Origin of the sequence: Burkholderia sp. Ap-955, assembly GCF_011753045.1 — a bacterium.
GTDB classification, from domain to species: domain Bacteria; phylum Pseudomonadota; class Gammaproteobacteria; order Burkholderiales; family Burkholderiaceae; genus Burkholderia; species Burkholderia lata_D.
Window position 1 is genome coordinate 157,374 of the sequence record NZ_VWWH01000006.1, and the last position, 19,987, is coordinate 177,360.

At 64.1% G+C, this 19,987-nt stretch carries 23 protein-coding genes; 15 read left to right on the forward strand and 8 right to left on the reverse strand.

The annotated features are described in order from the left end of the window. Nucleotides 1–29: 29 nt before the first annotated feature. The 4 genes from ldcA to F3J15_RS06040 all read right to left on the reverse strand — a co-directional run bounded on the left by ldcA (nucleotide 30) and on the right by F3J15_RS06040 (nucleotide 3,579). The gene (gene ldcA, locus F3J15_RS06025) at nucleotides 30–968 is read right to left on the reverse strand and encodes a muramoyltetrapeptide carboxypeptidase (protein WP_089445841.1); all 939 of its coding nucleotides are present in this window, start codon (nucleotides 966–968) and stop codon (nucleotides 30–32) included. Between the two features lie 118 nt (nucleotides 969–1,086). After that, nucleotides 1,087–1,683 carry a tRNA adenosine(34) deaminase TadA gene (gene tadA / locus F3J15_RS06030; RefSeq protein WP_089445842.1) on the reverse strand — a complete coding sequence of 199 codons (597 nt, stop codon included), beginning with the start codon at nucleotides 1,681–1,683 and terminating at the stop codon, nucleotides 1,087–1,089. After that, nucleotides 1,680–2,081, reverse strand: coding sequence for a DnaJ family domain-containing protein (locus F3J15_RS06035; protein ID WP_006478536.1), 402 nt, complete (start codon nucleotides 2,079–2,081; stop codon nucleotides 1,680–1,682). The genes tadA and F3J15_RS06035 overlap by 4 nt, the downstream gene beginning before the upstream one ends. Nucleotides 2,082–2,358: 277 nt before the next feature. Next, nucleotides 2,359–3,579, reverse strand: coding sequence for an MFS transporter (locus F3J15_RS06040; RefSeq protein ID WP_089445843.1), 1,221 nt, complete (start codon nucleotides 3,577–3,579; stop codon nucleotides 2,359–2,361). Between the two features lie 323 nt (nucleotides 3,580–3,902). On the opposite strand from F3J15_RS06040, the gene F3J15_RS06045 reads away from it, so the two are divergent. The 9 genes from F3J15_RS06045 to F3J15_RS06085 all read left to right on the forward strand — a co-directional run bounded on the left by F3J15_RS06045 (nucleotide 3,903) and on the right by F3J15_RS06085 (nucleotide 11,045). Continuing rightward, a complete protein-coding gene (locus tag F3J15_RS06045; protein WP_166888696.1) occupies nucleotides 3,903–4,673 on the forward strand; it encodes a GntR family transcriptional regulator in 771 nt (256 codons plus the stop codon). Then, nucleotides 4,670–6,409 carry a fumarate reductase/succinate dehydrogenase flavoprotein subunit gene (locus F3J15_RS06050; RefSeq protein ID WP_166888699.1) on the forward strand — a complete coding sequence of 580 codons (1,740 nt, stop codon included), beginning with the start codon at nucleotides 4,670–4,672 and terminating at the stop codon, nucleotides 6,407–6,409. Before F3J15_RS06045 ends, F3J15_RS06050 begins: the two co-directional genes overlap by 4 nt. 10 nt (nucleotides 6,410–6,419) lie before the next feature. Next, nucleotides 6,420–6,665 carry a ferredoxin family protein gene (locus F3J15_RS06055; protein WP_166888702.1) on the forward strand — a complete coding sequence of 82 codons (246 nt, stop codon included), beginning with the start codon at nucleotides 6,420–6,422 and terminating at the stop codon, nucleotides 6,663–6,665. A gap of 31 nt (nucleotides 6,666–6,696) precedes the next feature. Continuing rightward, nucleotides 6,697–7,692 (forward strand): HEAT repeat domain-containing protein, encoded by a 996-nt coding sequence (locus F3J15_RS06060; protein WP_166888705.1) that lies wholly within the window; start codon nucleotides 6,697–6,699, stop codon nucleotides 7,690–7,692. Further along, nucleotides 7,689–7,976, forward strand: a complete 288-nt coding sequence (locus tag F3J15_RS06065) for a DUF971 domain-containing protein (protein ID WP_089445848.1) — start codon at nucleotides 7,689–7,691, stop codon at nucleotides 7,974–7,976. The genes F3J15_RS06060 and F3J15_RS06065 overlap by 4 nt, the downstream gene beginning before the upstream one ends. A gap of 97 nt (nucleotides 7,977–8,073) precedes the next feature. Beyond that, the gene (locus F3J15_RS06070; protein ID WP_166888708.1) at nucleotides 8,074–8,958 is read left to right on the forward strand and encodes an NAD(P)-dependent oxidoreductase; all 885 of its coding nucleotides are present in this window, start codon (nucleotides 8,074–8,076) and stop codon (nucleotides 8,956–8,958) included. A 50-nt stretch (nucleotides 8,959–9,008) separates the two neighbouring features. Continuing rightward, nucleotides 9,009–9,500, forward strand: coding sequence for an NUDIX hydrolase (locus F3J15_RS06075; protein ID WP_166888712.1), 492 nt, complete (start codon nucleotides 9,009–9,011; stop codon nucleotides 9,498–9,500). Between the two features lie 115 nt (nucleotides 9,501–9,615). Beyond that, nucleotides 9,616–10,080, forward strand: coding sequence for an acetyltransferase (locus F3J15_RS06080; RefSeq protein ID WP_166888714.1), 465 nt, complete (start codon nucleotides 9,616–9,618; stop codon nucleotides 10,078–10,080). A gap of 347 nt (nucleotides 10,081–10,427) precedes the next feature. Continuing rightward, a complete protein-coding gene (locus F3J15_RS06085) occupies nucleotides 10,428–11,045 on the forward strand; it encodes a 3'-5' exonuclease (RefSeq protein ID WP_089445852.1) in 618 nt (205 codons plus the stop codon). Between the two features lie 182 nt (nucleotides 11,046–11,227). Here the strand turns inward: F3J15_RS06085 and F3J15_RS06090 are convergent, their stop codons facing one another. Together F3J15_RS06090 and F3J15_RS06095 are read right to left on the reverse strand one after the other, a co-directional pair. Next, nucleotides 11,228–11,521 (reverse strand): hypothetical protein, encoded by a 294-nt coding sequence (locus F3J15_RS06090; protein ID WP_166888717.1) that lies wholly within the window; start codon nucleotides 11,519–11,521, stop codon nucleotides 11,228–11,230. A gap of 542 nt (nucleotides 11,522–12,063) precedes the next feature. Continuing rightward, nucleotides 12,064–12,978, reverse strand: coding sequence for a LysR family transcriptional regulator (locus tag F3J15_RS06095; protein WP_166888720.1), 915 nt, complete (start codon nucleotides 12,976–12,978; stop codon nucleotides 12,064–12,066). A 162-nt stretch (nucleotides 12,979–13,140) separates the two neighbouring features. On the opposite strand from F3J15_RS06095, the gene F3J15_RS06100 reads away from it, so the two are divergent. From F3J15_RS06100 to F3J15_RS06115, 4 genes are all read left to right on the forward strand, one after another. Next, nucleotides 13,141–13,890, forward strand: coding sequence for a glucose 1-dehydrogenase (locus F3J15_RS06100; protein WP_166888722.1), 750 nt, complete (start codon nucleotides 13,141–13,143; stop codon nucleotides 13,888–13,890). A gap of 120 nt (nucleotides 13,891–14,010) precedes the next feature. Next, a complete protein-coding gene (locus F3J15_RS06105; protein ID WP_166888726.1) occupies nucleotides 14,011–14,871 on the forward strand; it encodes an alpha/beta hydrolase in 861 nt (286 codons plus the stop codon). A gap of 32 nt (nucleotides 14,872–14,903) precedes the next feature. Continuing rightward, nucleotides 14,904–15,650: an SDR family oxidoreductase gene (locus F3J15_RS06110; RefSeq protein WP_166888729.1), complete on the forward strand. Its 747-nt coding sequence runs from the start codon at nucleotides 14,904–14,906 to the stop codon at nucleotides 15,648–15,650. 36 nt (nucleotides 15,651–15,686) lie between these two features. Continuing rightward, nucleotides 15,687–16,319, forward strand: coding sequence for a glutathione S-transferase (locus F3J15_RS06115; RefSeq protein ID WP_166888732.1), 633 nt, complete (start codon nucleotides 15,687–15,689; stop codon nucleotides 16,317–16,319). A 488-nt stretch (nucleotides 16,320–16,807) separates the two neighbouring features. Here the strand turns inward: F3J15_RS06115 and F3J15_RS06120 are convergent, their stop codons facing one another. Both F3J15_RS06120 and F3J15_RS06125 read right to left on the reverse strand, forming a co-directional pair. Beyond that, nucleotides 16,808–17,608, reverse strand: coding sequence for a DUF1045 domain-containing protein (locus F3J15_RS06120; RefSeq protein WP_166888735.1), 801 nt, complete (start codon nucleotides 17,606–17,608; stop codon nucleotides 16,808–16,810). A 116-nt stretch (nucleotides 17,609–17,724) separates the two neighbouring features. Beyond that, nucleotides 17,725–18,786: a hypothetical protein gene (locus F3J15_RS06125; RefSeq protein WP_166888738.1), complete on the reverse strand. Its 1,062-nt coding sequence runs from the start codon at nucleotides 18,784–18,786 to the stop codon at nucleotides 17,725–17,727. Between the two features lie 276 nt (nucleotides 18,787–19,062). Here F3J15_RS06125 and F3J15_RS06130 point away from each other — a divergent pair, with 276 nt between their 5' ends. Together F3J15_RS06130 and F3J15_RS06135 are read left to right on the forward strand one after the other, a co-directional pair. Then, nucleotides 19,063–19,635 carry a hypothetical protein gene (locus tag F3J15_RS06130; RefSeq protein ID WP_240158853.1) on the forward strand — a complete coding sequence of 191 codons (573 nt, stop codon included), beginning with the start codon at nucleotides 19,063–19,065 and terminating at the stop codon, nucleotides 19,633–19,635. Nucleotides 19,636–19,714: 79 nt separating this feature from the next. Then, the gene (locus tag F3J15_RS06135; protein ID WP_166888741.1) at nucleotides 19,715–19,957 is read left to right on the forward strand and encodes an AlpA family phage regulatory protein; all 243 of its coding nucleotides are present in this window, start codon (nucleotides 19,715–19,717) and stop codon (nucleotides 19,955–19,957) included. The last annotated feature ends 30 nt before the right edge of the window (nucleotides 19,958–19,987 follow it).

Sequence of the window (19,987 nt, forward strand, 5' to 3'; positions counted from 1 at the left end):
CCCCCGCCTTTCGACCGACTCCGACCGCCTCAACCGAGGTGCGGATAGTCCGACAACGTGAGCCGGAAACCGTGCGCATTCGCGACCAGTTGCGCCTGCGCGCCGAACGGCAGCGTCAGCAGGTCAGGCACGTGGCCGAACTGGAGCCCCGTCACGACCGGAATCCCGATCACCGCGCGCACCTGTTCGATCATCGCCTGCATGTCGTAGCCGTTGTCGTACTCGAACGGCCGCGCGCCGGTGAACTGGCCGAGCACGAGCGCCTGCTGGCGCGCGAGCAGCCCCGACAGATGCAGTTGATAGATCATCCGTTCGATCCGGAACGGCTGCTCGTTGACGTCCTCGATGAACAGGATGCCGCCTTCGATGTCGGGCATGTACGGCGTGCCGACGAGCGACGTGAGGATCGCGAGGTTGCCGCCCCACAGCGTGCCCGTCACGTTCACGCTCTGCACCTGCGGCGCTTCGGCGATGATCGTCGTGCTCGGCTGCGTCAGCGTCTGCCAGAAGTGCTGCATCGTGAAGTCGCTCGGCGTTTCCGCGCCGAAGTCGGCGGACAGCATCGGGCCGCCGAACGTCTTGATGCGCGCCTTCGCGTACAGCGCAAGCTGGAGCGCCGTGAAATCACTGTGGCCGACGAGCGCGACCGGCTGGTCGCGCAGCCTGCGCTCGAGCCCGCGATAGTCGAGCCCGTGCAGGATGCGCGCGGCGCCATAGCCGCCACGCACCGCGAGCGCGATGTCCGGCAGCGGCCGCTCGGGATCGGCAAGACGGTTCAGGTCGCCTGCCCGTTCGCCGTCGGTGCCGCCGAACCGCTGGAAGCGCCGCTGCGTCGCTTCGATGTTCTCGATGCGATGCTGTGCAGTGCTGAGGCGCTCGAGCGCGCGATTGATCGCATCCGGGTCGTGCGGATAGCCGGACGGCGCAAGCAGGCGGATGGTGTAGGACGCGGCGGGCTGGAAGGACATGGCGAAGAAAGGTGTCGGGTCGTCAAACCTGCTTAGAGGGTCCGAACCGTCTCCGGTTCACGGAACCGTGTGCGCCCGGCTCGCGTAGAGCATCGAGCGACGGGCGCGGCGGGCGGGCCTATGACGCGCCGGATTCGGCGTCGCGGGCGAGCCGTGCTTCGCGCAGCGCGCGACGGCGCTCGGCGAAGAACGACTTCAGCGCGGCGCCGCACTCGTCGGCGAGCACGCCGCCGGTCACTTCGGTATGGTGGTTCAGTTGCGGATTCGCGAATGCGTCGATCACGCTGCCGCACGCGCCCGTCTTCGGATCGGCGGCACCGTAGACGACCCGTGCGATGCGCGCATGCATGATCGCGCCCGCGCACATCAGGCACGGCTCGAGCGTGACGTACAACTCGCAGCCGGGCATCCGGTAATTCTGCAGATGCTGCGCGGCCATGCGCAGCGCGGCCATTTCCGCATGGGCCGACGGGTCGTGCCCGCCGATCGGATGGTTGAAGCCGCGTGCGATTACTTCGTCGCCACGCACGAGCACCGCGCCAACCGGCACTTCGCCGGCCGCGCGCGCCTCTTCGGCGGCAGCCTGCGCGAGACGCATGAAATGCAGGTCGCGCGCCGATACGGGCGCGGCTTCGGGAACGGGGGAATCGGCGGCGGGTTCGGCCGCCGGGGCGGTTGCCGACCGGGCTGCGTCGTGCAGCGCGTCGGACGTCACATCGGCCCCGCTTCGGCGGACGCTTCGTCGAGCCCGCGCTCGCACAGGCGCTCCGCAATGCGCCGGCAGTAGTCGCGCGGCATCACCATCGGGCCGCCGCGCAGCGATTCGAGCGCCATGTCGAGTGCGAGGATCTTCGCCTGCAGCCGGCACCGCGCGGCGCGGTCGCTGACCGCCTGCACTTCGTCGTGCAGGTTGCGCAGCGCGCGCAATTGCTCGACGGCCGGCGGCACGAAGCCCGCATTCTTCAGGATACGGTTGGCCACCCGCACCTCCTCGGGCACGAGCAGGTCGTCGTCCAGCGCCTGTGGCGCGCCGGTACCCGGCAAATCGTCGAACTCGCCCCGCGCGGCGGCGGCGGCAATACGTTGTTCGACCAGGGCGTCAAGCAATCTCATCAGTCAATCGGAACAATGCGGCAGGCCGAATTCTAGCAGGGTGACGCAGGTATGACAGGCCCTTCGAATATATGCTCGATATTGTATTTTTAGGGGCCGAATCGCGGGGCGTGCACGCCGATCGGTCTCATTTGCCGCTCTGCTGCGCCGCAGCGGGCTGCGGGCCGTTCGCACACCGTCCAACGGGTACGGTGTGGGGCCCTGTTTTTCTGTGGCAACGCCGACCACGCCGCGCCGATCCGGTGAAACGGAAGCCGTCCCCGCTTCGGTCGCAGGGTCACGCAGCCACCGTTTCCCGCCGCGCATTCGCGAACGGGCGGAACATCATCGCGATCAGGAACGCGCCGAGACCGATCGCAAACGAGCCGAGATACAGCCAGCCGTAGCTGCCGAACGTATCGACGATCAGGCCCCCGGCGACGGGGCCCGCGGCCATCCCGAGGCTGCCGGCCATCGCGCAGCCGCCGATCACGGTGCCCATCATCCGCAGCGGGAAGTTCTCGCGCGCAAGCACCGAATACAGCGGCATCACGCCCGCGTAGATGAAGCCGAACACGATCGCGACCGCGTAGAACCCGTCGAGCGTGCGCACGAAGTAGTACCCGAGCGCACCAAGCGCCTGCGCAAGCAGCCCGGCCACCAGCATGCGCTTCGCGCCGAGGCGGTCGCCCAGGATCCCGAATGCGATCCGTCCGGCCATGCCGGCGAGCCCTTCGACGCTGTAGATCGACACCGCGACGATCAGCGGGATCCCGCAGGTCACCGCGTAGCTGACCGTATGGAAGATCGGGCCCGAATGCGTCGCGCAACAGAAGAAATTGGTCAGCAGCAGCACGATGAACTGCGGCGAACGCAGCGCATCCGCGACCGACATCGCCGCAGGCTCGCCGGCAGGCGCCGACGCCGCAGGAGCCGCCTGCGCGCCGTCGAGCGCGGGCGCCCGGCGTACCAGCAGCGACACCGGAATCATCACGAAGGCCGCCAGCGCCGCAATCAGCAGCATCGACGTGCGCCAGTCGCGCACCGACACGAGCCACGCGGCCAGCGGGGCCATCGTCATCGGCGCCATCCCCATGCCGGCCGACACGAGCGACACCGCGAGGCTGCGGTGCGTGTCGAACCAGCCCGTCACACACGCCATCATCGGCGCGAATATCGCAGCCGTCGCGCCGCCGACGGCGAGGCCGAAAGTGAGCTGGAACGCGAGCAGCGACGGCGCGCGGCTCGCCAGCGCCAGGCTTGCCGACAGCAGGACGGCGCCCGTGATGACGACCGGGCGCGTGCCGATGCGGTCCGACAGGCTGCCCCACCCCATGCTCGCGAAAGCCATCGCGATGAAGCCGAGCGTCATCGCGCCGGAAATGCCGGTCATCGACCAGCCCGTGTCGCGCGCGATCGCGCGCAGGAACACCGGCAGCGAAAACATCGCGCCGATCGCGATGCAGCCCATCAGGCCGCCCGCAGCGACGATGACCCAGCGGTATCGGGAATCCGGCATGGGGTACCTCCTTTTCGTTACGGCGATCCTCGGTAACCAGGCGCCACCTGCTTCGCGCAATGCCCGGTCGACATGGATACGACGGGCGGCGCACCGCGAAATCGACATGCGCGGCACACACGCCGGCGAATTTTCTGATTGTCCGCGGATCCGCTCCGCCCGCAACGGGCGGACCGGCCGTCGCCGCACGTCGGATCGACTGTTCGGTCCGGCCCCTGGCGCCGCGCTTTTCCGGAATCGGAAAGTCGAAATCAGAAATAGTTGGTTGGGGCGCGCGACCCGGCTGACTACACTCGAGCGATCTTGTCATAACAAGTTGACCGATGACCTCCTCCAACGTCGTGCCGCTGTCCGCGGCCCCGCTCTACGTGCAGATCAAGGACACGCTGCGCACGCGCATTCTCGACGGCACCTATGCGCCGCACAGCCGGATGCCTTCCGAGCACGAACTCTGCGCGATGTTCGACGTCAGTCGCATCACGGTGCGCCAGGCGCTCGGCGATCTGCAAAAGGAAGGACTGCTGTTCAAGCTGCACGGCAAGGGCACCTTCGTGTCGAAGCCGAAGGCATTCCAGAACGTGACCTCGCTGCAGGGCTTCGCCGAGGCGATGTCGTCGATGGGCTACGAGATCGTCAACCAGGTGCGCAGCTTCCGCACCGTCAAGGCCGACCGCCATCTCGCCACGAAGCTGAACGTGCCCGAAGGCGCGCCGCTCGTCGAGATTCATCGTGTGCGGCTGCTCAATCGCGAGCCCGTGTCGCTCGAACAGACGTGGGTGCCCGAAGCCCTCGGCAAGCGCCTCGCGGGCGCCGATCTCGCAACCCGCGACATTTTCCTGGTCCTGGAAAACGACTGCGGCATCCCCCTCGGCCATGCCGACGTGTCGATCGACGCGATCCTCGCCGACGACGAGATCGTCGATGCACTGCACGTCGAGGAAAGCAGCCCCGTACTGCGCATCGAGCGCCTCACGCACGACGCGTCGGGCGCACCGATCGACTTCGAATACCTCTACTTCCGCGGCGACGCCTTCCAGTACCGGCTGCGCATCGACCGGCAGAAACCGCGCAAACCTGCAAGGAAACAGCGATGACTACCCATGTGCTCGAATACGACATCGTCGTGGTGGGCGGCGGCACCGCCGGCCCGATGGCGGCGATCAAGGCGACGGAGCGCGACCCGTCCCTGCGCGTGCTGCTGCTCGAGAAAGCCAACGTGAAGCGCAGCGGCGCGATCTCGATGGGGATGGACGGCCTGAACAACGCCGTGATCCCCGGGCATGCGACGCCCGAGCAGTACACGCGCGAGATCACGATCGCCAATGACGGGATCGTCGACCAGGAAGCCGTGTACGCGTATGCGACGCACAGCTTCGCGACGATCGAGCAGCTCGACCGCTGGGGCGTGAAGTTCGAGAAGGACGGCACCGGCGACTACGCGGTGAAGAAGGTCCATCACATGGGCTCGTACGTGCTGCCGATGCCGGAAGGACACGACATCAAGAAGATGCTGTACCGGCAGCTGAAGCGCGCGCGCATCGCGATCACGAACCGGATCGTCGCAACGCGCGTGCTGACCGATGCGCAGGGCCGCGCGAGCGGCGTACTCGGCTTCGACTGTCGCACCGCCGAGTTCCACGTGATCCGCGCGAAGGCCGTGATTCTCTGCTGCGGCGCAGCCGGTCGCCTCGGCCTGCCGGCCTCGGGCTACCTGATGGGCACCTACGAGAATCCGACCAACGCGGGCGACGGCTACGCGATGGCGTATCACGCCGGTGCCGCGCTCGCGAATCTCGAATGCTTCCAGATCAATCCGCTGATCAAGGACTACAACGGCCCCGCGTGCGCGTACGTGACGGGCCCGCTCGGCGGCTTCACCGCGAACGGCAAGGGCGAACGCTTCATCGAATGCGATTACTGGAGCGGCCAGATGATGTGGGAGTTCTACCAGGAACTGCAAAGCGGCAACGGCCCCGTGTTCCTGAAGCTCGACCATCTCGCGGAAGAAACGATCCAGACCATCGAGCAGATCCTGCATACGAACGAGCGGCCGAGCCGCGGCCGCTTCCATGCCGGGCGCGGCACCGATTACCGCAGCCAGATGGTCGAGATGCACATCTCCGAGATCGGCTTCTGCAGCGGGCACAGCGCATCCGGCGTGTACGTGAACGCCCGCGCGGAGACGACCGTGCCCGGGCTCTACGCGGCCGGCGACATGGCGGCCGTCCCGCACAACTACATGCTCGGCGCATTCACGTACGGCTGGTTTGCCGGCCAGAATGCGGCCGACTACGTGGCCGGCCGCGAGCATGCGCCGGTGAACGACGAACAGGTCGCCGCCGAACGCACCCGTGTGCTTGCCCCGCTGCTGCGCGAGCGCGGCCTCGCGCCGGCGCAGGTCGAATACAAGCTGCGCCGCATGGTGAACGATTATCTGCAACCGCCGAAGGTGACACGCAAGATGGAAATCGGTCTTCAACGTTTTGACGCCATTGCTGAGGATATCGAAGAGATAAAGGCGAACCATCCGCACGAACTGATGCGCGCCGCCGAGGTACGCGCGATCCGCGACTGCGCTGAAATGGCCGCGCGCGCGTCGCTGTTCCGCACCGAAAGCCGCTGGGGGCTGTACCACCACCGTGTGGACTTTCCACATCGCAACGACGCCGAATGGTTCTGCCATACCTGGCTGCGCAAGGACACCGACGGCGCGATGCGCAGCGAGAAGCGGCCGGTCGAACCGTATGTCGTGCCGCTTGCCGACGACGAGCGCGGCGCCTACACGAATCTGCGCATCCGCGAGCCGGCCGCGCTCGCGGCCGCCCTTTGAGGAACCTGCCATGCCCCATACCCCGCACGACATCCTCCAGCGCAGCAGCGCACCCGTGACGATCGACGAGACCCTGTGCATCGCCGACAAGGGCTGCACCGTCTGCGTCGACGTATGCCCGCTCGACCTGCTCGCGATCGACCTGACCAAGGGCAAGGCCTATATGCAGTTCGACGAATGCTGGTACTGCATGCCGTGCGAGCGCGACTGCCCGACCGGCGCGGTCAAGGTCGACATCCCTTACCTGCTGCGCTGACCGTGTCCCTCAACGCCTTTTCCTGTCGCCCATGCCCGACTCCACCTTCGCTAGCGCGTCGCCTCGCGCACACGCCCCCGACGAAGCCGCACTCGTCGCCCGTCTCGCCGCGCCCGATGCCGCCGTGCGCCGCGTCGCCCTGTTCGAACTCGCCGACCTCGAGGACCCCGGGTTCGTGCCCGCGTTCATCGCCGCGCTGAGCGACGATCCGTCGGCCGACGTGCGCGGCGAAGCCGCCCGCGTGCTCGGCGCGTGGGAGCAGCCCGACGTCGTCGACGCGCTGTGCAGCGCATTGCTCGATCCGGACGCCGACGTGCGCGACGCCGCCGCGCAGAGCCTGTCCGAAGTGAAGGACGCTACATCGGGCGCCGTGCTGTGCCGATGGGCCGACCGGCCCGAGCCGTTCGTGCGCCGTGCCGTGCTGCGCGGATTGCGCGAGGTGCGCGACCCCGGCGCGTTCGCGCCCGCGCTGCACGCGCTCGATGCCGAACACGCCGAGGTGCGCGTCGAAGCCGTGGCGGTGCTCGGCTGGCTCAAGGATCCGCGTGCGCTGCCGCCGCTCGCGCGCACCGCGACAACCGATGCCGCGACGGAGGTGCGACGTATTGCGGTTGGCGCGATCGGGTTCGCGACACCCGACGATGCGACCGTCATCCACGCGCTGTTTGCCGCGTTGCGCGACCGCGAATGGCAGGTGCGCGAGGAAGCGGCCACGACGCTCGGCAAGCTGCGCGTCGCGACCGCGCGCGAACCGCTCGTCGCCGCGCTCGATGACGACTACTGGCAGGTGCGCCTGCGTGCCGCGCGTGCGCTCGGGCAACTGCGCGATGCGGCCGCGGCGCCGGCCGTCGTCGTGCTGCTCTCGCACGCGATCAGCAACCTGCGCAAGGAAGCCGCGCTTGCGCTCGGTGAATTGCGGGACGGCGCGACGTTACCCGCACTGACCCACGCAGTGGAGGATCACGATCCGGAAGTCCGCAAGGCCGTGCGGATCGCGATCCGGCAGATCGACGAGGCGTCGCGATGATCTCCCCGACCGACATCGTGCTCGATCATCCGGCGCGCACGTTGACACTCCGCTGGCCGGACGGTCACACGCAACGCGTCAGCTATGCCCGGTTGCGCGGTGATTGCCCGTGTGCGGAATGTCGACGGATCCGGCACGACGGCGGTCGTGTCGATGCGCGGCCCGACCTGACGCTGGACAGCCTTGAAACAGCCGGCTACGGCATCCGCGTGGTGTTCGGCGACGGTCATGCGCGCGGCATCTATCCGTGGCCGTATCTGGCGGGCATGACGGCGCGGCCGTGACGTCGCTCCCGCGGCTGCGCGGATGACATGGCAGGCCTGCGGAAACGCTGCGATACTGACGCCCACGTTCGTCTCCACCCACCGTGGGAGCCAGAACATGCAAACCGCAGTCGGATTCATCGGCCTCGGCGTGATGGGCACGCCGATGGCGCTCAATCTTGCGCGGGCCGGCACGCCGCTCGTCGTATGGAGCCGGTCGCACGGCAGCGACGATGCGCTGCGCGACGCAGGCGCGCGCGTGGCCGAGCACATCGACGACGTGTTCGCGGCCTGCCGCACCGTGATCCTGATGCTCGCGAACGACGCGGCGATCGACGGCGCCCTCGCGCGCGGCACGACCGGCTTCGCCGCCCGTGTCGGCGGCCACACCATCGTGAACATGGGCACGAACGCACCCGAGTATTCGCGCGCGCTGGCCGACGACATCGCCGCCGCATCGGGCCGTTATGTCGAAGCGCCCGTGTCGGGGTCGCGCAAGCCGGCCGAAGCCGGTCAACTCGTCGTGATGCTCGCCGGCGCACCGGACGACGTCGACGCCGTCCGTGCGCTCGTGAAGCCGCTGTGCCGCGACAGCTTCGTGTGCGGCGACGTGCCGTCGGCGCTGACGATGAAGCTCGCCGTGAACCTGTTCCTGATCACGATGGTCACCGGCCTGACCGAAGCCACGCATTTTGCGCAACGCCACGGCATCGATCTCGCCCGCTTCGCCGACGTGCTGAACGCGGGTCCGATGGCGAGCGACGTGTCGCGCGTGAAGCTCGGCAAACTCGTCGCGGCCGATTTCTCGGTGCAGGCCGCGATCACCGACGTGCTGAAGAATGCGCGCCTCGTCGCCGAATCCGCGCGCGGCATCGGCATCGCGTCGCCGCTGCTCGACATCTGCCATGCGCTCTACGGCGAGACCGAGCGGGCCGGACATGGCGCGGACGACATGGTCGCCGTGATCCGCGCGATCGAGCAGCGCACCGACGGCGCGCAATGAATCTTCACCGGCCGCCCCATACACTCGAACGCACCCGCGCGTAGCACCACATGTCCGACTCACCCCGCTCCCCAACCAGCACCCCCGCTTCCGTCCGCCCGATTCCCGCCGTGATCGGCATCGTCCTGCGGGAGCGCGACGTGCTGCTGGTGCGTCGCGCCAATCCGCCAGATGCGGGCTGCTGGGGCTTTCCCGGCGGCAAGATCGAAGCGGGGGAACCGATTGCGAACGCGGTCGTGCGCGAGATCGCCGAAGAGACGACCATGGACGTCGAGGCGCTCGACGCCTTTACCGCGCTGGATGCGTTCGATTACGATGCCGGCGGCGACGTGCGTCAGCATTTCGTGATGGTCGCGGTGCTGTGCCGATGGTTGCGCGGCACGCCTGCCGCCGGCGATGATGCGCTCGACGCGCGCTGGTTCGATCTCGCTGAACTCGACCGCGATGACTTGCCGATGAGCGCAGGCGTTCGCGATGTCGCACGACGCGCGATCGAGCGTGCGGCGGTCCTGGGTCACGCGCAGCGTCCGGCCAATACTTGAAACCTGAAATACCGCCGTCTTTCACGCAGCCGTTGCGAGCGGCCCGACCGGGACCATGACGGTGCCGGCTACGCGCCGACGAACTTCCCATTACACATCAAAGACGGGCCAACCCATGATCAGAATTCGCAAGTCCACCCCGGCCGACGGCACACACGTGCTGGATATCTGGCGCAACGCGGTCGACGCCACGCACCATTTCCTCAGCGATGACGACCGACGCGCGATCGAATCCGAAGTCGTCGCGTTCCTGCCCGGTGCACCGCTCGATCTCGCCGTCGACGATACCGACCGCGCGATCGGCTTCATGCTGCTCGACGGCAATCACATGGAAGCGCTGTTCGTCGATCCCGCTCACCATGGCGCGGGTGTCGGGCGCCTGCTTGTGGAAGACGCGCTCAAGCGTCACCCCGACCTGTCGACCGACGTCAACGAACAGAACGAATCGGCAGCGGGATTCTATGAACGGCTCGGCTTCGAGCGCACCGGGCGATCGGCGCTCGATGGGCAGGGGCGCGCTTATCCGTTGATCCATCTGCGCTATCGCGCGGCACCCCTGACCTCGCCGCAGCACGCATAGCCGTGCCCGGCGCGAGATTGACGAGGACCTGATCGAACTCAGCATCAGGCAGGGTGCGGGACAAACCACGGCCCGATCCGGATGGTTGAAGGCGATAACGGGCTTGCGGCATGACGCGCGGATCAATGAGCGGCCAATAGTCGGCAGCCAGCATCCTGTTGCATCGTCGAGCGTCCTGTCGAATCGACGGCCGATCGAGACGAATTCGCGGGCGTTCAGGGTTATCAATCGGGTCGACGTGCGCCGCACGGATGGTCGTTTCTCGGGCTGAACGCCTGTCGCGGGCCTGAAGATGCTACCCTCTCGGCCACTCTAAACGACACCGCGTGAAGCAACAGGATTCGACCATGCAAACCGTTGCGGTACTGGACTTCGAAACAACCGGACTTTCGCCGAACATGGGCGACCGAGCGACCGAAATCGCCGTCATCCTGCTCCGGGACGGGGAAGTCGTCGATCGTTTCCAGAGCCTGATGAATGCAGGCAGGCGCATACCGTCCGATGTCGTCGCACTGACCGGCATCACGAACGAGATGATCGCAGCGGCGCCGCCTGCGTCGACAGTCATGAAGGAAGCCGCGGCGTTCGTCGGCAAGCATGCGGTCGTCGCCCACAACGCCGGTTTCGACAAACGGTTCTGGCAATCCGAACTCGGGCTGCTTGGCATGTCGGCCGAGCATGCCTTTGCGTGCACGATGCTCGTGGCGCGACGTATCTACCCGGATGCCCAGAGTCACCGCCTGTCGAGCCTGGTGGATATGCTGCGGTTGCCGAAATCGGGCCGTGCGCACCGGGCGATGGTCGACGCCGAGATGGCCGGCCACTTGTGGTGCCGATTGCAGCACGACATTGCGCGGACTTACGGACTGAATCGCATCGATCACGCGCTCATGACGCGTGTGCAGGCCACCGCAAAAGCGAAAGTGCCGACGTACCTGCGGTCGCTCATGGGTTCGCACGCGTGAGCATCCGGGTCGCGAGGGTTCCGACTCGCGCAATCCATGAATGAAAAACGGCTTGGCAACCTGCCAAGCCGTTTTCTTGTCGCAGCAGTCTTCCGGTTGATTCGGAATACAAGGCAACGGCAGGACGGCCATTTTGTGGCCGCCCACGACGCTGACCGACTGAGCGGCAACTTGTTTTCGTGTTATGCAAGGCCGATGAGGAGCACCTTGAGGGTACCGCCGTGGCTGAGGTCTCCCAGATAGGCCACAACCTTCTGCTTCTGTCCAAGCGCTGTGACCGCGTTTCCAATCTGGATCAGCAACGCCGTGTTCGAGGCATCCACTTCAAACGAATTCCCACCCTCGTTATTGAGCATGAAAGGAAGGGTATTGTGATTGTCCCAATAGCCCAGCTGGATTGACTCGACGTCTACGCGCTTCAAACCGTCCGCCTGCTCCACGAACTTCTGAATTTCGCTGAAATTTTGGTTCGACATGACAATTTCTCCTGCTGTGAGTTGAAAAGCCGAGAGCCAGGGCCGTATAGGCGAATCTGGCTTGCGCGAGTCACGCATCGATAACGCTCATCACAAGCTTCGTGGTGGCTTGAGCCAGCCATCCGCGAAGCGCACCTGCCGGGAAGAAGTTAGGCCGAGCGCGCGGAGCGATCAATTACACTCGATTACAGTCGCGGCGAAACGGGAAGGGGTAGCAGAACGAGAGCGGAAATAAGGGCATCCGCGACGTGTCGTCGCACACGAATGGTCTCGGTGTGTCCTGGTCGACGAAACGCGAAAGCCGCGCGATGCTTCAATCATGCTGCGGCGCCAATCGGGCCGAAAAACAAAAAAGCCCGCTGTGAAGCGGGCTTCGATGTGTTCTGCTGTCAGGTCGTCCGGTACGTGCCGGACGTCCGGTTACTCTTCTCGTCGTCCTGACGCACCTGCGTGTCACGCGCAGGTGGAATTCACGCTCCCGCGCGCTCTTGCAGCGCGGCATGATGAGCAGGTTCTGCGCCGAAAATGGCAGGCACCCGTCCTTATGACATTGTCGGCTGCATTGCTTGTTTGGCGGCCGCTGGCACCAGCTCGCTCAACCGGGACAAGAAGAGCTTGAGGATTGGAGAGGCGTTGGAGCGGCTGTAACCGACAACGAGGTCGATTGTCGGCGCATCTCCCGCCAAGGGGCGGCTCACCACGGACCACGGCAGCAGGTTCTCGACGTAGTCGGGAATCAACGTCAGCCCGCGCGTCGACGCCACGAGCGACATCACCATCGCCGGGTTGTCCACGCCCTGAGTGGGCGTAAGCGTCACACCTTCGCGCTGCAGGTACGTGTCCACCACAGAACGCAGCACGCGCGCCTTGTTGGCCATGGCCACGAAGGGCTGTCCCACGAGTTGTTGCGGTCGGATGCGCTCTTGCGAAGCCAATGTGTGATCGCTCGGCATCAGCACGACCAGCGGCTCTTGCCCAACCGTCGTGTATTCCAGATCGAAGCCCGGCTCGGCGCGCAGAAAGGCCAGGTCCAGCCGGCCACGCGCCAATGCATCCGCCAGGTCCGGCGAGTAATCGCTGGAGACCGTCACATCGATGTTCGGCAGTTCGTCGCGTAGCACGTTCAGCGCCTTCGGCAGCCACGTCATCTCCTGCCCGGTCAAGAAGCCCAGTGCAAAACGCTGCTTGCTCGGCTGCGCCGCCCGGCGCGCGGCCTCGATCGCCGCGTCGACCTGACTCAGGGCCAGTCGCGCGTGATCGATGAAGGCTTTCCCCGCCGGCGTCAGCTCGACGCCGCGCGTGCTGCGGCTCAGCAGATCCACGCCGACCTGATCTTCCAGGTCGCGGATCTGCCGGCTCAGCGAAGGTTGGGAGGTATGCAGCCGCCGCTCGGCGGCCACCGTCAGACTGCCCGCCTCCGCCACGGCGATGAAGTAGCGCAGATGTCTCAGCTCCATGCTTTCTCCCATGCTTTTTAGGCATTCCCACCCGCTTACAAAGTCTTTTTGTTTCTGAGTGGAAGCCCCTAAATTCTCAACCAAGGCGACGGGATAAGCAGCTTATGAACCCCCAGCAATCCATCGCCCATACGTCAACCGTCATACCTCAAGGAGCATATCATGAGCCACAACCCCGTCATTCTCGTCACCGGTGCGCTGACCGGCATCGGTCGCGCCACCGCCTTGGCGTTTGCCGGCAGCGGCGCCCGTCTCGTCATCTCCGGCCGCCGGCCGGCGGAAGGCAAGGCACTCGAGTCCGAACTCCGTCAACTGGGCGCCGAGGCCCACTTCATCCAGGCCGATGTCCGGCACGACCAGGAGGTTCAGGATCTGGTGGACCAGACCGTGGCCCACTTCGGCCGCCTGGACGTGGCCGTCAACAACGCCGGCACCGAAGGCCAGCCCGGCCTGATCGTGAACCAGACCGCCGACAGCTACGCCGCCACCTTCGACACCAACGTGCTCGGTACGCTGCTGAGCATGAAGCACGAACTGCGCGTGATGACTGCCCAAGGCAGCGGCAGCATCATCAACATCTCTTCGACTTACGGCCATGAAGGTGCGGCCTACGCGTCGGTATACGCCGGCAGCAAGCATGCCGTCGAGGGCATGACCAAGTCCGCAGCGCTGGAAGTGGCGGCCGCGGGCGTTCGCGTCAACGCCGTGGCTCCCGGTCCGACCGACACCGGCATGCTGGATCGCTTCACCGCCACGCCGGAGAACAAGGCTGCGCTCACTTCAGGCGTGCCGCTGGGCCGCATCGGCAAGCCGGCCGAGATTGCAGCGGCCGTGCGCTTCCTGGCTTCGGACGCTGCAGCGTTCGTGACCGGCCAGATCGTCACCGTCGATGGCGGCAAGACCGCCGGCTGATCCGAGCCGCGCCGAGCCGGCGCGGCCCTCCCTGTCACCCGGGCAACGCCCGGCTTTGCACCAGGGCCGGGCAGCGCCTTGCCCGCTCAAGGATCCGTCAGCCTCATCAGGAATACGACCATGCACACCTTCACCCATCACACCGCCCCGACCCGGTACGTCGAGGCCAATGGCATCCGCTTCGCCTATCGCCGGTTCGGTAAGTCAAGCGGCGTGCCAATCGTTTTCAACCAGCACTACACCGGAACGATGGACTATTGGGACCCGGCCGTGACCGACGGCCTGGCAGAAACGCGCGAGGTGATCCTGTTCAACAACGCCGGCGTGTCCAGCTCGTCGGGTGAGACGCCGGCAAGCTTCCCGGAAATGGGCGCCAACGCAATTGCCTTCATCCGCGCGCTCGGCCTCCACCAGGTCGATGTGCTGGGCATCTCGATTGGCGGTTTTGTCGCGCAGGAGATCGCACTTCAAGGCGGGGATCTCGTGCGCAAGCTCATCCTCGTCGGCACCGGCCATCGCGGCAACGACATGACGGCCAGCCGCTCGGCCGAGATCTTCGCGGGCCGCTACGAGCCGCCTGAACATCTCTGGCTGTCGGTGCACTTCGCTCCGTCCGAGGCCAGCCAGAAAGCCGGCGTCGCCTTCCTTCAACGCAAGTGGCGCCGCAAGGATCGCGACCCGGAAGTGAGCGCGCAAACCGTCGCCGCCCAAGGCGCCGCCATCGGCAAATGGATCGCGCCGGACGAGAATGCGCTGGCCTACCTGAGGTCGATCCAGCAGCCCACGCTGATCGTCCAGGGCAGCAACGACGCGATCATCCCGACAGCGCACTCCGTCACGCTGCAACAGCACCTGCCGAACGCCCAACTGGTGATCTATCCGGACGCCGGCCACGGCTCGATTTATCAGTACCCGGAGCGCTTCGTCGCGCACGCCATTCAGTTCCTGAACGAAGGCCCGGCCGGCATGGCCAGCGCTTGAGCGACCTCGCAACCTCTTTGGAGACGGACGTCATGAACTCACTCACTGGCAAGACCGCGCTCGTCACCGGTGCTTCGCGCGGCATCGGTCGAGCCACCGCCTTGACACTGGCCGCGGCCGGAGCGCAGGTCCTGGTTCACTACGGCAGCGGCGAGACGGAGGCGACCACCGTGGTCGACGAAATCCGCCGCGCCGGCGGCAAAGCCGAGTCGATCGCAACCGACCTGCGTTCGCCGGATGGTCCGCACCAGCTCGCCGAACGCGTTCGCACCATCATCGGCGGACGACTGGATGTTCTGGTGGCCAATGCCGGCATCGCCAAGGCCGCGTCGATCGAGGAGACGACGGTCGAGGACTTCGACGCGCTCTTCGCCGTCAACGTGCGTGCACCATTTTTCCTCGTGCAGCAACTACTGCCGGCTCTGTGCAAAGGAAGCAGCATCGTCCTGCTGTCCTCGCTGGCGGCACACGCCTCGGTCGGTACGCTTTCTGCCTACTCGGCCACCAAGGGTGCGATCGATACGCTGGTGAAGCACTGGGCCGCGGCTCTCGGCTCGCGTGGCATCCGCGTCAACGCAGTGGCGCCAGGCGTGGTGGAGACCGAGATGTCGAGCTTCACCAAGACGGACGCCGGCCGCGAGGCAACCCTCGGCATGCAGGCCTTGCAACGCCTGGCCCAACCCGAAGACATCGCCAGCGTCGTCGCGTTCCTGGCCTCGGACCACGCGCGCTGGATCACCGGTGACACGTTGCGCGTGGATGGCGGCTCCAAGCTCTGAGGCGCCTCACCCATTCAATCTCTCAAGGAAATTCAAATGAAGCTCTATCACGCCACCTCGTCGCCCAATTCGCGCCGCGTGCGCATCCTGCTCGCCGAGAAGGGCCTCACTCCAACCCTGGTCCCGGTCGACTTGGGCACGGGCGAACAACACGGCGACGCCTACCGCGCCATCAATCCGCGCCGCGTCGTGCCCACGCTGGTGCTGGACGATGGGACGGCCATCGGCGAAGTGCCTGTCATCAGCCGCTACCTCGATGATGTGTACCCGACGCCGTCGCTCTTCGGCACTACGCCCGCGGAGCAGGCCGTGGTCTCAATGTGGGATCGCCGCATCGAGCAGGAAGGTTTCGCGTCAGTGATGGAAGCGATTCGTAACAAGGCGCCCGGCCTGAAGGGCCGGGCGATCGCGGGACCGCACGACTATGAGCAGATCCCTGCACTGGTCGAGCGCAGCACGCGGCGCGTGAAGAATCTGTTCGCGGACATGAACGCGCGGTTGGCCGAGTCTCCCTTCGCCGCTGGAGAGAACTTCTCGGTAGCGGACATCACGCTGCTCGCCACAGTGGATTTCGCCGCCAAGGCGATCGACTTGTCGATTCCGGAAGAATTCCGTGCCCTGCGACGCTGGTACGACGCCGTCTCGCTTCGCGGCAGCGCAGCCGCTTGAACGCAGTCCGTTTCGCATATTCCGAAGCGTTCACCGTGTCCAATTTTTGACGGCTTTACCGTCAGGTTTTACCGCCAGGGATCGGGAGACCTGTGGACGCCCGGAAAGCCGCGTAAAACAGGCTTCCCCGAGAAGACTTTTACCGTCGAAGACGGTAAAAGTCTGAATAGTGAACGGGAATGTGTTGATCCGGCCTCGATTTTTACCGTCAGCTCCACCGCCAACCTGTTTTGCTGGCCGGCGATAGCCACCGATAGACTCCGCGACGTATTGACTTGAAAGTCAAAACGTTACGGCAGTTTTCGGTGGCTGGCGATAATCATCGAAGGACGTCAATTCACTCCCACTCGATAATAAACAGAAAAGTTTTTCCAATTAAATCAATACGTTGAAGTTAATTCACTCGGCGATACCATCCGGTATACCATGCCTAAAAACTGCCACTTCCTTCCAAACATTTCTACTGACTCGTCACAAGTACGTGAGTCTTAGGTGGCACGGTCCTTCTTGTACTCAGCGAGCATCTTACTTGCGGTAATTTTCGGCTCTGTACCCGTGCGTCCTTCGTAGTCGGCCAGAAAAGCGCGGAGCGGAGCCTCCAAGTCAAGTAGGCTTTGCTTTCGAGCAACTAAGATCGTAACCATGATCAGCCGGTGAACGTAACCGACCAATTGAGCGCGCCACTCATCAATTCGCGGTGTTCCGAGCATTCCAGACATATGGAAGCGCGGCGGGTCTCCACCGAAAAGCTCCATAATGTGGGGGTATGCACCGTGAACATAGCCAGAGAATGCCTGCTGTGTAGTCCGAAGAAGCTCCTGAGCATCAGATGGATTCAGATCGTCGGCCGCTAGCTTGCCAAACGTTGCATGAATCTTTTTTGCGGGAACAGTGCCTCGCTTTTGAGGCGATCGGAGTGGATCATCAGGTCGCTCAAACTCTTCCTGATAGAAATTTTCTAAGAATTTCACTTGATCATCGCTGCAACCCGCTTGCCCCTGCGGAACCAGCAAAAAGAAAATCTCGTTGCAAAAATCATCGGCCATTCGACAGAGTGCACCGACCTCCTGTGTGTAACCGTGCCGCAGTAGCAGCACGCATGCGCGAAGTGTCGATACTGTCTTGACGCCCTTCAAGTAACAAGCTAAAGAATCAGTGAGGGCAACGTGCCGGAACTGGCGATGCGGCCCGACCTCGCGATAAAGCACAGCACCCCTAGATGGCTGCATCTCGGAATAGAACTGTTCGAGAACACCAAGAGTTTCATCTAAAAAGTCTTCGATTGGCATCTATCCACCCAGCGTAGGTTTATCCCCGCCCGCTGCACGCTGCACGCTGCATTCACGGCATATTGGAAGTCGGTTTAGGCCGATTCGTATCCTATACCTCGTGCCTATTCAACACGCTATCTACCGCGCCCCCGCGGGCGCTCACGCCACGCTTGCTCGACCAGCTCGGGAGTGATGGCGTCCCGAAGCACGTGTAACGCGTTATCAGAATATCGGGGATGTTTCTGAGACCCGAACTCGAACACCATGACGTTGGCCGGGTCTTCATCTATCCGCAGGAAGTCGCGAACAGCCTTGGCCTTATTGACCGTCAGTCCCAGCTTTTCCGCCAACGCACTGGGGCTCCAGTGGTATTTCTTCTGGAGATCCACTTCACGGATGGCTGCCGCGCCCTCGGGATCGTCGCCCGACACGTAGCGAACCGCAGGAGCATCTGCAGCTCGGGTGATGCGAACGCGAATCGTCGGGCCTTCCCCTTCAACGTTCGTCGCTAGGGTCATCAACCGTGGGAACACCTGTTCCATCGGAGTGTCCACTTTGATGGCCTCCTCGATTCGGTCTAGGTCTCGCTTGGAAACCGCCACTTCTTCGCTGACATGGGCCTCCATCGCCAGCAGTGCCGTGATTCGGCCCCTGGCTTCGTCCCGCGCTCTCCGGCCCGGAGCAAGCAGTTCTCGAATCTGCGCGTATTCCCGATTCACCAGCATTAAGAAATCAGGGAGAGCTTGGGTGGACAGGGGCAGGACGCGCACAGGAAGGTTGTCGGCGAGTGTGTCTTCGAAGTGCCCGGTGAGGATTTCATCCACCGTGGTGATCAACGCCCTAGCATTGATGTAGAGCGCATCCTCGGGAACCACGATCATCCAGTGCTGGGCTTGGTCGCGCATCGCGTCGATGACGCGAATGGACCCGGCTTGCGCTGCGCTCAGCCAACCTTTGGACTGGGCGATGTTCAACGCCTTCTCAATGCCAATGGAGATACCTTTCTCCTTGTCGAAAACGTCCTGCCCCTTCTGAACCAACATCGCCTTGGTCAACATTTCGCTGGCGTGCTGGAGCATGAGCAGGACTGTCTCCGGCCTCCCGTCGTCGTCGTGGTTATTGAACGCTTCCAGCCCACGCTTCAACGATGCGATGGCCTTAGCTTTCAGTGTCTTGGCTTCCCTCTTGAGCTTCACAATCGCCCCTTCTTTTGGCTAACTTCCGCCGCACGGCGCAGCGGAACTGTCACAGCTACTCTTCGGTAGACTTCAACTTGAGCTCGTACTACCCCGCCTTCACCAGCTTTGCCGCTTGGGGATCGTAGACGTAACCGGTGATACTGCCAACTGCTGCGCGCGTTCGTTCTCACGGAAGATCGACAGTCCGCGAGAAATCGGCGCTTTGTCGCAACACTGGAATCACTAATCGAACTCGTGTGGGACTGTGCCTGCAAACGGCCGGCGAAATCGCAGGTGCGTGATACTCGCCTGAATGGCGAGCGCCATCAGGGGTTTTGTCGATTCTGCGGAACACTCGCCGAGCTGACCTCATTCGCTGGTGGAAGCGATGACCCAAAGGCCGACGATCCAGAAGAGAGGCTTCGGCTCAGCAGCCTGTACTGCCTAAATCACCGGCCCAAATTGCCGAGCGGCGCGTGGAATCCTTCATACAGGCAAGCGAGACGCTCACTCGCTCAGTTCGACCTCGAACTTGCAAGGCTTAGCCAGCAGTGTGCAAAGCCGGCTACGCCCCAAGTGAAATCGGGCGATCAACTGGTTGACAGCTACTTCTGCCACTACGTCGCTGGCCAGGTCTTGCAGTCAGCGGACAAGGCAGAACTACGCAATCAAGCGCGGCAGATGGTGAACTCGAAATTGTCGGATCGCAAGAAGCAGATGTTGATGCTCCAGTGGTCTGGACTCAATCAGTCGGAGATTGCGCGAAAGCTGCGCATCGAGCGCCAAGCGGTATCGAAGGCGCTGGCATCGATACCCGAAATCTTCTTCTTGAGCACAAAGTCGCGCCTGCGGCGTCAACCTATTTGACCAACTAATAGGACGAAACTATCAGCATTCGCAGGCAGTATCAGGCACATGTTCGCAAGTGATTGAAAGAGGCCAAAGGATGCAGGCAACGACAAGTAAGACGCTCATCAACCGCAAGAAACTACTGGCGATGATCCCACTGTCTGAGCGCACGATTTTCAACATGGAGCAGCGCGGGGAGTTTCCACGTCGCATTGCGCTCACCAGTCGAAACGTCGCCTGGGATTTGGCCGAGGTCGAGGAATGGATCAAGACGCGCAAGTCGTCAGGCACTCAGGCCATGCGTCCGGGCTCTAGGTCTGCCACTCCTTTTAGCGGCTAAAATGCTGCGCCCCCTCAAGGGCCAATGAAA

Bases quoted from the DNA above. Each gene is read 5' to 3' on its own strand.
- F3J15_RS06070 (WP_166888708.1), top strand. From the start codon at position 8,074: ATGCAAACCGCAGTCGGATTCATCGGCCTCGGCGTGATGGGCACGCCG.
- F3J15_RS06095 (WP_166888720.1), bottom strand. From the start codon at position 12,978: ATGGAGCTGAGACATCTGCGCTACTTCATCGCCGTGGCGGAGGCGGGC.
- F3J15_RS06035 (WP_006478536.1), bottom strand. From the start codon at position 2,081: ATGAGATTGCTTGACGCCCTGGTCGAACAACGTATTGCCGCCGCCGCC.
- F3J15_RS06085 (WP_089445852.1), top strand. From the start codon at position 10,428: ATGCAAACCGTTGCGGTACTGGACTTCGAAACAACCGGACTTTCGCCG.
- F3J15_RS06110 (WP_166888729.1), top strand. From the start codon at position 14,904: ATGAACTCACTCACTGGCAAGACCGCGCTCGTCACCGGTGCTTCGCGC.
- F3J15_RS06050 (WP_166888699.1), top strand. From the start codon at position 4,670: ATGACTACCCATGTGCTCGAATACGACATCGTCGTGGTGGGCGGCGGC.
- F3J15_RS06040 (WP_089445843.1), bottom strand. From the start codon at position 3,579: ATGCCGGATTCCCGATACCGCTGGGTCATCGTCGCTGCGGGCGGCCTG.
- F3J15_RS06135 (WP_166888741.1), top strand. From the start codon at position 19,715: ATGCAGGCAACGACAAGTAAGACGCTCATCAACCGCAAGAAACTACTG.
- F3J15_RS06045 (WP_166888696.1), top strand. From the start codon at position 3,903: ATGACCTCCTCCAACGTCGTGCCGCTGTCCGCGGCCCCGCTCTACGTG.
- F3J15_RS06055 (WP_166888702.1), top strand. From the start codon at position 6,420: ATGCCCCATACCCCGCACGACATCCTCCAGCGCAGCAGCGCACCCGTG.
- ldcA (WP_089445841.1), bottom strand. From the start codon at position 968: ATGTCCTTCCAGCCCGCCGCGTCCTACACCATCCGCCTGCTTGCGCCG.
- F3J15_RS06115 (WP_166888732.1), top strand. From the start codon at position 15,687: ATGAAGCTCTATCACGCCACCTCGTCGCCCAATTCGCGCCGCGTGCGC.
- F3J15_RS06075 (WP_166888712.1), top strand. From the start codon at position 9,009: ATGTCCGACTCACCCCGCTCCCCAACCAGCACCCCCGCTTCCGTCCGC.
- F3J15_RS06090 (WP_166888717.1), bottom strand. From the start codon at position 11,521: ATGTCGAACCAAAATTTCAGCGAAATTCAGAAGTTCGTGGAGCAGGCG.
- F3J15_RS06120 (WP_166888735.1), bottom strand. From the start codon at position 17,608: ATGCCAATCGAAGACTTTTTAGATGAAACTCTTGGTGTTCTCGAACAG.
- F3J15_RS06060 (WP_166888705.1), top strand. From the start codon at position 6,697: ATGCCCGACTCCACCTTCGCTAGCGCGTCGCCTCGCGCACACGCCCCC.
- F3J15_RS06080 (WP_166888714.1), top strand. From the start codon at position 9,616: ATGATCAGAATTCGCAAGTCCACCCCGGCCGACGGCACACACGTGCTG.
- F3J15_RS06105 (WP_166888726.1), top strand. From the start codon at position 14,011: ATGCACACCTTCACCCATCACACCGCCCCGACCCGGTACGTCGAGGCC.
- F3J15_RS06100 (WP_166888722.1), top strand. From the start codon at position 13,141: ATGAGCCACAACCCCGTCATTCTCGTCACCGGTGCGCTGACCGGCATC.
- F3J15_RS06065 (WP_089445848.1), top strand. From the start codon at position 7,689: ATGATCTCCCCGACCGACATCGTGCTCGATCATCCGGCGCGCACGTTG.